The 11971-nt window shown below is 38.9% G+C and carries 10 protein-coding genes; 9 read left to right on the top strand and 1 reads right to left on the bottom strand.

The window, feature by feature from the left end; all coding sequences use genetic code 11:
• The first annotated feature begins 216 nt into the window (after positions 1-216).
• The 4 genes from ppsA to MKY52_RS27910 all read left to right on the top strand — a co-directional run bounded on the left by ppsA (position 217) and on the right by MKY52_RS27910 (position 5111).
• A complete protein-coding gene (ppsA, locus tag MKY52_RS27895; RefSeq protein ID WP_341055015.1) occupies positions 217-2829 on the top strand; it encodes a phosphoenolpyruvate synthase in 2613 nt (870 codons plus the stop codon).
• A gap of 230 nt (positions 2830-3059) precedes the next feature.
• Positions 3060-3437, top strand: a complete 378-nt coding sequence (locus MKY52_RS27900) for a VOC family protein (protein WP_042188380.1) — start codon at positions 3060-3062, stop codon at positions 3435-3437.
• A gap of 166 nt (positions 3438-3603) precedes the next feature.
• A complete protein-coding gene (locus MKY52_RS27905; RefSeq protein ID WP_149645670.1) occupies positions 3604-4290 on the top strand; it encodes a FadR/GntR family transcriptional regulator in 687 nt (228 codons plus the stop codon).
• Between the two features lie 38 nt (positions 4291-4328).
• Positions 4329-5111, top strand: a complete 783-nt coding sequence (locus MKY52_RS27910) for an ABC transporter ATP-binding protein (protein ID WP_341055018.1) — start codon at positions 4329-4331, stop codon at positions 5109-5111.
• Between the two features lie 75 nt (positions 5112-5186).
• On the opposite strand, the gene MKY52_RS27915 is transcribed toward MKY52_RS27910, so the two are convergent.
• Positions 5187-6164, bottom strand: coding sequence for a biotin--[acetyl-CoA-carboxylase] ligase (locus MKY52_RS27915; RefSeq protein ID WP_076283744.1), 978 nt, complete (start codon positions 6162-6164; stop codon positions 5187-5189).
• Between the two features lie 247 nt (positions 6165-6411).
• Here MKY52_RS27915 and MKY52_RS27920 point away from each other — a divergent pair, with 247 nt between their 5' ends.
• The 5 genes from MKY52_RS27920 to MKY52_RS27940 all read left to right on the top strand — a co-directional run bounded on the left by MKY52_RS27920 (position 6412) and on the right by MKY52_RS27940 (position 11933).
• Positions 6412-6963 carry a biotin transporter BioY gene (locus MKY52_RS27920; protein ID WP_076283743.1) on the top strand — a complete coding sequence of 184 codons (552 nt, stop codon included), beginning with the start codon at positions 6412-6414 and terminating at the stop codon, positions 6961-6963.
• A gap of 120 nt (positions 6964-7083) precedes the next feature.
• Positions 7084-8517 carry a helix-turn-helix domain-containing protein gene (locus MKY52_RS27925; protein ID WP_341055021.1) on the top strand — a complete coding sequence of 478 codons (1434 nt, stop codon included), beginning with the start codon at positions 7084-7086 and terminating at the stop codon, positions 8515-8517.
• Between the two features lie 161 nt (positions 8518-8678).
• Positions 8679-9386, top strand: coding sequence for a purine-nucleoside phosphorylase (gene deoD, locus MKY52_RS27930; protein WP_341055024.1), 708 nt, complete (start codon positions 8679-8681; stop codon positions 9384-9386).
• Positions 9387-9389: 3 nt separating this feature from the next.
• Positions 9390-10736, top strand: a complete 1347-nt coding sequence (locus MKY52_RS27935) for a purine/pyrimidine permease (RefSeq protein WP_341055026.1) — start codon at positions 9390-9392, stop codon at positions 10734-10736.
• 15 nt (positions 10737-10751) lie between these two features.
• Positions 10752-11933, top strand: a complete 1182-nt coding sequence (locus MKY52_RS27940) for a NupC/NupG family nucleoside CNT transporter (RefSeq protein WP_341055027.1) — start codon at positions 10752-10754, stop codon at positions 11931-11933.
• The last annotated feature ends 38 nt before the right edge of the window (positions 11934-11971 follow it).

Here is an 11971-nt window from a genome sequence, read left to right on the forward strand (position 1 = left end):
GATTTTTGAATAACAAAAAATAGCGGGAAACACAAAAAAGAACCTGAATAGCTTTCAGGTTCTTTTTTATTGCATATAAAAAGACACGATGATATAATCGGATCACGATTACAAAAAATATAAAGGCATAGATAATACATCTTATATTTATAATATACCATGCAGCTAAACTCTTGTCAAATTTTTTCTCATTTTAATGGTTAGGAGAGATATTGTATGCGTTCATTGGTTCTTGGTTTTCAGGAAATAGAAACCACACAGCTTTTGCACGTGGGCGGAAAAGGGTTGAATTTAGGGCGATTATCAACTATCGAAGGAATAAAAGTACCAGAAGGATTTTGTGTTACAACAGTGGGCTACCAAAAAGCCATCGAAAAGAACGAAAAGTATCATATTTTATTGGATCAACTATCCATGTTAAACGTAGACGATCGAGAGCAAATTGGTGAAATCAGTAAGAGGCTTCGACAACTCCTTATGGAAGTAGAAATTCCTTCCGATGTTGTGACAGCAGTTACTCACTATCTCTCCCAACTTGGTGAAGAACAGGCTTATGCAGTACGCTCTAGTGCAACTGCTGAAGATTTACCACATGCCTCTTTTGCCGGTCAACAGGACACCTATTTAAATATCATCGGAAGAGAAGCAATCATGCAGCATATAGGCAAATGTTGGGCATCTCTATTTACGGATCGCGCGGTAATCTACCGCATGCAAAATGGATTTAACCACAGACAGATATATTTATCTGTTATCGTGCAAAAGATGGTTTTCCCTCAGGCTTCAGGGATTTTATTCACAGCGGATCCGATCACTTCTAATCGAAAGCTGCTATCTATTAATGCCAGTTTTGGGCTTGGAGAAGCTCTGGTCTCTGGCTTGGTATCTGCCGATTGTTATAAAGTACAGGAAGAGGAAATCGTCGATATGATGATAGCCACCAAAAAATTGGCTATCTATGGATTAAAAGAAGGTGGAACAGAGACCCTGAAAATCGATCTCGATCAGCAAAAGACTCAAACCCTTTCCGAACAACAAATTTTACAACTGGCACGCATAGGTAGAGAGATTGAAACTTATTTTGGTTGTCCGCAAGATATCGAATGGTGTTTGGATCATGATACTTTTTATATTGTTCAGAGTCGGCCAATCACTACTTTATACCCGATCCCTGAAGTAAATGATCAAGAAAATCACGTTTACGTTTCTGTCGGTCATCAACAAATGATGACGGATCCCATGAAACCACTAGGATTGTCTTTTTACCTGTTAATCACTCCTGCACCCATGCGTAAGGCCGGTGGAAGGTTGTTTGTTGATGTTACACATATGCTGGCTTCACCTGTCAGCAGAGAAAATTTCATAAATACCCTTGGGAAATCCGATCCGCTCATAAAAGACGCATTTATGACCCTAATAGAACGAGAATATATAAAATCGTTACCAGATGATAGAAAAGAACAGAGTCCCGTTAATAGCAGTAAAGATAGTTCGTCAGAAGGTTTTCAAGCATTAATCGAAAATGATCCGGCAATCGTTTCTGATTTGATTAAGAACAGTCAAACGTCGATAGAAGAATTAAGACAAAACATCCGAACGAAATCAGGAGCAGATCTATTTGATTTTATTCTTGAAGATCTTCAGGAATTAAAGAAGTTCTTATCTGACCCACAAAGTACAAAGGTTTTTATGACTGCTATGAACGCTTCGTCATGGATTAATGAAAAAATGTACGAGTGGTTAGGTGAAAAAAACGCAGCAGATACGCTTTCTCAATCTGTTCCAAACAACATTACCTCGGAAATGGGTCTGGCGCTTTTGGATGTTGCAGATGTGATTCGTCCTTACCCGGAAACAGTTGATTATTTACAACATGTAAAAGATGATAATTTTTTGAATGAACTGGTTAAGTTTGATGGTGGACAGGCAACTCAAGATGCAATCTATGCTTATCTCAACAAATTCGGAATGCGATGTGCCGGTGAAATCGATATTTCGAGAACTCGTTGGAGTGAAAAGCCGATTACACTTGTCCCCATGATTCTCAGTAATATCAAAAACTTTGAGCCTAATGCTGGCAATCGGAAATTTGAGCAAGGCCGACAGGAGGCTTTAGAAAAAGAACAAGAGCTATTAGATCGATTGAAGCAATTACCGGATGGAGAACTAAAAGCTGAAGAGACAAAACGAGTAATCAGTTTTATCCGGAATTATATCGGTTACCGTGAATATCCAAAATACGGAATGATTAACCGCTACTTCATTTATAAGCAGGCTTTACTGAAAGAAGCCGAACAACTTGTACAAGCTAGTGTTATTCATGAAAAAGAAGATATATTCTATCTCACCTTTGAAGAACTTCACGAAGTCGTACGCACAAATAAACTGGATGATCAGATTATCAGTAAACGAAAAGACGATTACAATTTTTTTGAAAAACTTACTCCGCCACGTGTAATCACATCTGATGGTGAAATTATTACAGGTGAATACAAACGAGAAAATCTGCCAGACAAAGCGATTATAGGTCTCCCTGTTTCTACTGGAGTAATAGAGGGGCGAGCTCGTGTCATCTTAAACATGGAAGAGGCAGATCTGGAAGATGGCGATATATTAGTCACCGCCTTTACTGACCCTGGCTGGACATCATTGTTTGTATCTATTAAAGGCCTGGTCACCGAAGTTGGCGGACTGATGACCCATGGAGCCGTTATCGCTCGTGAATATGGCTTGCCAGCAGTTGTCGGAGTGGAAAATGCCACCAAGCTGATAAAAGACGGGCAACGAATTCGTGTGAATGGAACAGAAGGTTATATTGAAATATTGTAGAGGTATTTAAAAATAAAAATAATTATCGATGTTCTCTTTCGCTGGTCTGAAATTCGGTTTAATGTAGGAAAAGAAAGTAAATAATATGGGGATATGGACAACCTCCGGAAACAAAGCCAACTTATATTTGCAAAAGGAGAGTTCGAAGTAATATTCCTTGACGTGAATATTCTTCATGAGGTATATTTAAAAAGCAATAAATTATCCCGCTAAGAAGGAGAGTATAACTTATGATTAATAAAATTGGACAAATTATGTTATATGTAAATAACCAAGAGGAATCCAAAAAATTCTGGACAGAAAAGCTAGGATTTGAGGTGATTTTAGACGAAACAAATGGCCCTATGAGATTTATCGAGCTTGCTCCGAAAGGTGCAGCGACTAGCATTGTTCTTCATAATAAAGAGTTGGTTGCCCAAATGAATCCTGAAATGAATCTCGGAACACCTTCTTTAATGTTCTTTTCGGATAATTTTGATCAATTGAATCGAGAGTTGAAGGACAAAAATGTTACGGTTGGAGATATTGTAGAAATTCCCGGTGGAAGAGTATTCAATTTCGCAGACGGTGAAAATAACTACTTTGCGGTAATGGAAAAAGGACAATAAAATTGAGTGAACATGCAATAAGACTATAGTTAAATAAATTACGTCAGCAGCTAATCAAAATGATTAGCTGCTTTTTTATTCCCATTATGACCGTTATAAACTTCAAAATCTTACTTGTTAAGTAAAGAATATCATGTTATTCTGCAAATAAAGAGGAGATGATCAGATGTTTGAAAAGGGGTCGTTCCAACCCGTTCAAGCCACTAAGTTAGTGGACGATGTTGTTAATCAAATACAACAAAAAATTTCAACAGGAACAATCCTGCCAGGAGACAAATTACCTCCAGAACCTGAATTAATGCAATTATTTAATGTAGGGCGATCAACGATAAGAGAAGCAGTCCGTGTGTTAGTTCATGCTGGTCTATTGGAGAAAAAGCAGGGTTTTGGAACTTACTTAAAATCCAGTCCTATTATTCAAGAACCACTTACCCATCGTTTACTTCGTGCAGAATTGATTGAGGTCTTTGAAGCTCGAAAAATGATTGAATTAGAAATCGCAAGATTAGCAGCTCTACGGCATGATGACACTGACTTATTCAACATGCGAAAACATTTGGATACAAGAGATATGGCTCTAAAGCAGAATGATCGTGAACTGTATGCCAAATCGGATATAGAATTCCACATGGCTGTAGCGATGGCAAGTAAAAACGCTGTAATCATTGACTTATATAGAACGTTTACTCATATTTTGTCAGATGCAATGAGTAAATTAAACCGTAATTATAGTTCCCATGATCCTCAATCCGATTACCATGAACAAGTGTATGAATCTATTAAAAATGGGGATTCAGATCAAGCAGTACAATCGACGCTCAAAATTTTAAATGGAACACTTTCTGAGCTATAAGTTCAATATAGACATTCATGTAGAGGAGGAATTTGGGCATGATTATATCACTCAAAAATGTATCATGGCAACGTGATACAACAATGATCTTACGCGATATGAATTGGGAAGTGAAACAAGGGCAACACTGGTGTATCGTCGGACTAAACGGTTCAGGCAAGACGACGATGCTGAACGTAGTGAACGGCTATATATGGCCGACGACTGGTCAAGTCGAAGTGCTAGACCACCGCTTTGGCGATGTGGATCTTAGAGAGTTACGGAAGCGAATCGGTTGGGTCAGCACCTCGCTGCAACAGAAGCTATACGGCCACCAGACTGCGCTGACCATCGTCCTCAGCGGAAAATTCGCAACTATCGGTTTATACGACAAGACGAATGAAGAGGATCAAAAGCAAGCCGAGGAGCTGATGGAATTTCTAGACTGCTCTTCCTTAGCCGCTCGTACATACGATACCTTGTCGCAAGGTCAGCGTCAGAAAGTCCTCATTGCACGCGCACTTATGGCCAATCCAGATCTATTGATCCTTGATGAGCCTTGCACAGGACTCGATATTTTTGCCCGAGAACAGCTGTTGCAAATGATTGAGAAGATTACGAAGCAGCCCAACGGACCAACTTTGCTGTATGTAACGCATCATATCGAGGAGATAACACCATGCTTTACACATACTTTGCTGGTGAAGAACGGAGAAATCTATAAAGGGGATGAGACAGAAAACTGCTTGCAGTCGGATGTGTTGAGCGATTTCTTTGATACTCCTGTTGAAGTTCAGGAGCATCACAATCGTAAGTGGCTTACACTTGCCGGTGATAACTAGGATAGGTTGCATGTCCATCTTATAAAACAACAAAAGCTGCTGAGCAATTGCTTAGCAGCTTTTGTTGTTTTTGAGCTAAATTTTAACACTGACTTCTCCATTTGAAAGATATTCCTCGTCACCATTTTCATATCTGACTTTCAGATGGCAATCGTTATCGATATCAATGGCTGTTGCCTTAAGCTGTTCATTATTCTTTATCACTGTTACGGGTTTTCCAAGTGAAATTAACCGTTTTCTATATTCGGTAAGAAACAATCTGTCCGTTAATTGCTCATAATATCTCATGAAATTGTTCAGTACTTCTGCTACCAGTCGGTTGCGGAGATCACCATAAGAATTGTTTTCAGAAATTACAGTTGTTGCAATCTCGGTAAGGTCGTTAGGAAAGCCGTCGAACGGTAGCGCTACATTGATACCAATACCAAGAACGGCATAATCAAGCCAGCCGTTTTCCAGTGACACGGATGCTTCAGTAAGAATCCCACACACCTTTTTACCTTCCATGAAGACATCATTCACCCATTTAATCTGCGTTTCTTTACCGGATACGCTCTCGATGGAAAGGGCGACTGCAACAGCGGCGCAAGTGGTCAGCAGAGCGGAATCTGTTGCTGATAGCTTGGGACGCAGCAGGATACTCATATAGATACCCGTTCCCGGTGGAGAAAAGAATTTTCGGCCCATTCTCCCGCGTCCAGCGGTCTGTTCTTCGGAAAGGATCACCTTACCCTCAGCTTCTCCATTTGAGGCAAGGCTTTTTACGGCTTCATTCGTTGAAGATAGTGTCTTAAAGACTTCTAAACGTAACTTTTGCTCCTGGGTATCCAGATATTTTGAAATTGCACTTGCAGATAGGATATCTGTTTGAGGTGACATGGAATATCCTTTATTAGTTACAGCTTGTATGGAATATCCGTCTGTCTGTAACGATTTTATGGCTTTCCAGACAGCGCTGCGCGTCACGGATAACTGAACGGCTATTTCTTCGCCGGAAAAGTATTCACCCTTATTACTGTCGAGCAAGGCAAGAATATGTTCTTTTACTGTCATGAACTTAAACCTCCAAAAGTATAACTCTCCGACCAAAACCCATTGAATATAATAACATCCAACGATTGCGACTGAATACTCTAATTCTATATAACAATTGGAAAAACTCAAGCTTGGTATTTCATTCTATTGTGAACTATAAATTAATTTTTGGTTTACAATCATGAATATCTCCATTATAATTCAGCTTACTGGACGTATTTACTAACCAGAATACAATTATTTATATCCAATGGAGGTCAATTTTTTGAAGACAAAAGAACTTATTTATGCTGCATTATTCGCAGCACTTATCGCGGTGCTGGGCATGATTCCACCCATCCCCCTCGGCTTCATCCCCGTTCCGATCACTGCCCAGACGCTTGGCGTCATGTTAGCTGGATGTTTTCTGGGGAAACGGATGGGCGCCCTCAGTCTAGTCATTTTCATCATTCTAGTAGCCATTGGACTGCCTGTTCTGACTGGTGGCCGCGGCGGAATCGCAGTGCTCATTGGTCCTTCTGCAGGATACATATTTAGCTTCCCTATCGCGGCCGGCCTTATCGGCTGGTATTCTGAAAAAATCTGGCCGAAGGTCCGAACTTGGAAGCTGATAGCGATCAACATAATCTTTGGTGTATTACTAGTGAGTCTGATTGGTGCACCAGTCATGGCATTAATAACCAATACGTCGATCTGGGCTGGACTTGTCGGAGCGTTAGCCTTTCTTCCGGGGGACATCATCAAAGCCGTTATAGCAGCCGTCATAACGATGCAGCTGAAAGCAATTAGCCCTATTGAAGAAAAAACACAAATATAAAGTGATTTAAAACTCGGGTAAAAGAAACCCGAGTTTTTTTATTGAAAAATAATATGGTTATAGATGTGAATTTGTTTATACTATAAAAATTAAAATGATATTGAAATAGGGTGGATAACAATGGATAAGGGATTTAATTTAGCTAGCCAACTATTAACGCTGCTTGATACGGAACAAAGATGGTTTACCTTAGCCGAAGTGGAAAAAAGTTTAGGAATCTCAGATAAGACAATACGGAAGATGGTGGAGGAAATCAGTAAGCAACTACCCTCTACTGTAACCATTGAAGTTTCTAGAGGTAAGGGAATCGTTCTTTTACGTGATGGGCAAAGTACGATAAGTGAAGTGATTTCTTCTATGTTCAGACAAACCATTTTTTATCGGCTGATGCATTTATTGTTTACGAATGCTGGTCGAATGTCTGTGGAGGAGCTTTCTGAAGCCATGTTTATGAGTACCTCGTCATTGAAAAAGCTGATTGTGGAATTAAATAATAATGATCTAAAAGCGTATAAGTTACGCATTAGTTACTCTACACCTGTGATCAAAGGGAATGAAATGAATATTCGATATTTTTATTGGAATTTATATTGTGATGCGTATGAGTTTACAGGATGGCCCTTTGCGAATGTCGATTTTGCTTATATAAATCAGTTGATCACAAATATAGAGAATGAGAATAACATTGTATATTTTATCAATTCCAAAAGGAAATTGTCCTTCTTGTTGGCAATTGTAATAGAAAGAGCTGGGAAAGGAAATTGTGTAACCATCGACGAAAATGCATACCCCTGGGAAAAGGGAATGTTTTATATACCAGTGAGAGCCATAGCAGAGCGTCTTGAAGAAAAGCTGTCTATCGAATTTCCAAAGAGTGAAATATTCTTTATGCAATCCATGGTTAGTCTCAGCCAATATCATTATTATGAAGGGTCAGAGATCACTCCGATTAAAGAAGTCGAATTACACAAGGATAAAGAAGAATATCAAATGGGGAATCTGCTTCTAATGTTGTTGGCAAAGGTATACCCGAACTTGGATATGCATGAACGATTTATCTTGGAGATTTACGGGTTCTTTGACAAGTTATTAATCGAAAATGCCATTCCGGAATGGATGATGATTTCGAAAAGTCATTTAACAACATATGTAGAGCAGGAGTGCCAGCAGATTTATCAAGAAATGCAAACCTGTATGCAAATGTGGAATAAAACTTACCCTTCCGTTCTCTTCAATAATTTTCATTTAACAAAACTAACCTTAATTGTCCGTTCGAGTTTACGTTATAAGAGTAAGAGGGCTTTCTTAGTGATCGGGGAGGAATTTTCAATTCGTCATTACATAGCAGATTTGATAAAGAAGGAAATAGGGGATCAGTTGATCCTTAATACCTCCATTATGAAAGGGCTAACCGACGAGATCATGCAGCAAAATAATATTGATCTTGTCATTAGTAATATCCCGGTTGCACTAAAGACCGTGCCTGTTGTTATTATTTCTACGATCCCTTCTAAAAGAGATTTGGACAATATCCGTAAAGAATTGCTTTTATAATTTGACCAATTATTTTCCGTTACCTACGTAAGTTTTTGGTCTAGTTTGTAATGTCAAAAAACCTTATGCTCAATCTAGTTTCGAAACTGATTTTACTTGAGGGCAAGTAGAAAGTGATTTCGGTAAACCTCAGTTTACTATTAAAAGTTGGAGGAAGAACTATGAGTAGGCATTTAGGTGCAAATAAGGGAGAAATAGCAGAGCGCGTTTTGCTCCCAGGAGATCCTTTACGTGCAAAATTTGTAGCAGAACACTTTTTAGAGGAGGCTAATTGTTATAACGAGGTAAGAGGGATGTATGGATACACTGGATTATACAAGGGTGTACCGGTGTCGGTTCAGGGGACAGGGATGGGAAATCCATCGATGAGTATCTATGCTACAGAATTGATCGTCGATTATGAAGTTAAGAAATTGATTCGCATTGGTACATGTGGTGCGATGCAGAGTGAAATTAACATCCGCGATATTATAATAGCCCAAGCGGTGTCTTCAGACAGTAATATGACGGAGAAGATCTTTCATGGTTGTAATTTTGCACCTACAGCAGATTTCTCATTGTTAATGAAAGCGTATCAACAAGCACAAGCTAAAAATGCAAATATTTTTGTTGGTAACATTTATAATTCTGATGAATTCTATCGTGAAAATTTAGATCGACTTCACAAGTTTATGGATTTTGGAGTATTAGCAGTAGAAATGGAAAGTACAGCCCTATACACTTTAGCCGCTAAATATGGCGTAAAAGCGTTATCGATTTTAACAGTCGGCAGTCAATTGCTAAGACAGGAACACCTGACTCATAAAGAAAGTGAACAATCCTTTTATGAAATGGTCGAAATAGCCCTTAACACAGTCATTGATGGCTGATTTATGGATAAGAGCAGTGTTGTTAGAAAAGAGAGTGAGAAAGAAATGAAGGTAATACTGTCAGGATTGCAGTGGATGATTTTTATGATCGCTGGTGCAATTGCTGCACCCATTGCTATCGCAGATTTATATAACTTAACACCCATAGAAACTTCCGGGCTTATCCAGAGCACAATGATTACTTTAGGGATAGCTGGATTTTTACAAGGCCTGATGGGTCATAAATTCCCTATCCATGAAGGTCCGGCAGGGTTATGGTGGAGCATTTTTACGATTTACGCAAGTTTAGTGGGGGGACTTTATTCTTCTAACAATGGTGCTTTACAAGCTTTAAGTGGGGCGATGATTATTAGCGGTGTGTTATTTATCCTAATTTCAGCATTTAAGCTAATGGATAAAATCGCTCGTCTATTTACTCCCACCATCACTTTTATTTATTTACTTTTATTGATCTTTCAATTAAGTGGATCTTTTATGAAAGGGATGATGGGGATTACCATAGCCCACACCACGTTAGATGTTAAAGTATTCATCCTTAGTGTGATTGTGGTTTGCATTACTTTTTGGTTAGGAAAAAGTCGCTTTGTAGTACTCAGCCAGTTTTCAATAATTTTCAGTATATTAATAGGCTGCCTATTATTTATTATCTGCGGTAATATACCAGTGTTTTCTCATGCGGATACTCTATTTAAGCTACCGAAAATATTCCCATTTGGCAGACCTCAATTCGATGCCGGGACAATCACTACTGCATTTTTATTAACGCTGTTATTAATAACCAATGCAGTTGCGTCGATCCGTTTGATGGAGACCGTTATGAAACAAAAGCAAGTGGATCATCATCGTTATTTGCGCGCCGGGTTTACTTCTGGAATTACGCATCTTATTAGTGGCGGTTTAGGAGCGGTCGGTTCTGTCCCTATCTCGGGAGCGGCGGGATATGTTGAACAAACAGGGATGAAGGAGCGCAGATCATTTTTAATTGGATGTTGTTTTGTGATCTCAATATCATTGTTTCCGCCAATAATGAATGTTATATCAGCGATTCCAGCTCCCATAGGCTATTCCGTTACCTTCGTCATTTTTGTGAAGATGGTCGGACTAGCGCTAAAGGAATTGAAGAAGGTCATTCATGAAGAACGAACATTTATCGTTAGTGGAATTTCCCTTTTAGTGGGTGTGGGATTAATGTTTATCCCTTCATCAGCTACGGCCCATTTATCTCCGATCGTGATAGCCATTTTAAATAATGGATTAATATGCGGAAGTCTGTTGGCGATTATTTTGGAACAAGGGTTAATGTGGAAAGATGCATTTCGATATGAGGATTCCAAGAAAATTAACCGATAATTTGGAGGGCTAAAAATGCATTATCTAATTTCTATTGCTGGTTTGGTCATTGTTCTATTACTGGCATGGCTAGGAAGTAACAATAAGAAAAAGATTAAATATCGACCAATCATTGTAATGATTGCTATTCAGATCGGTTTGGGATTAATTATACTAAAAACAAGTATAGGTGAGTTCTTAATTAAAGGGTTTGCCGATAGTTTTGCAAAATTGCTTGGATACGCCAATGAAGGGACTGACTTTGTTTTTGGTGGGATTGCAAATGAAGGGGCCCATACATTTTTCCTTTATGTTTTGATGCCAATTGTTTTTATGTCGGCATTAATTGGGATATTGCAGCATTACAAAATTCTCCCGTTCATTATCAAGTATATTGGTTTGGTACTAAGTAAAATAAATGGCATGGGCAAATTGGAGTCTTATAATGCAGTTGCAGCCGCAATTGTAGGACAAAATGAAGTGTTTATTTCGGTGAAAAATCAGCTTGGATTATTACCAAAACATCGCTTGTATACATTATGTGCGTCTGCAATGTCGACGGTATCCATGTCAATTGTTGGTTCATATATGACGATGCTAGAACCTCGGTATGTAGTAGCTGCATTGATATTAAACCTATTTGGCGGATTTATCATTTCATCCATCATTAATCCTTATGAAGTTACAGCTGAAGAAGATATTGTTGAAGTTCAGGTAGAAGAAAAACAAACGTTTTTTGAAATGCTGGGCGAATATATTATGGATGGCTTTAAAGTAGCCATAGTAGTTGGTGTAATGTTGGTTGGTTTCGTTGGGATCATTGCATTAATTAACGGGGTCTTCAGCGGAGTATTCGGTATCTCGTTTCAAGGAATTTTAGGGTATGTCTTTGCACCCATTGCCTTTCTTATCGGTGTCCCATGGCATGAAGCTGTTGATGCAGGCAGTATCATGGCGACAAAGCTTGTTGCGAATGAATTCGTTGCTATGCTTGACTTTGTTAAGATCCAAGATGGTTTAAGTGGGCGTACTACAGCCATTGTCTCGGTTTTTCTAATCTCATTTGCTAACTTTGGGTCCATTGGTACCATTGTGGGTGCAGTGAAAGGCTTAAATGAAAAACAAGGGAATATTGTGGCTCGATTTGGATTAAAACTGTTATTTGGCGCCACACTTGTAAGCGTTTTATCCGCTCTGATCATCGGTATCATTTTTTAGTTAAACTTAGCGGATTTTCGTTATCGTTATGAATTCTG

The organism is Paenibacillus sp. FSL P4-0184 (genome assembly GCF_038004625.1).
GTDB lineage: Bacteria > Bacillota > Bacilli > Paenibacillales > Paenibacillaceae > Paenibacillus_AQ.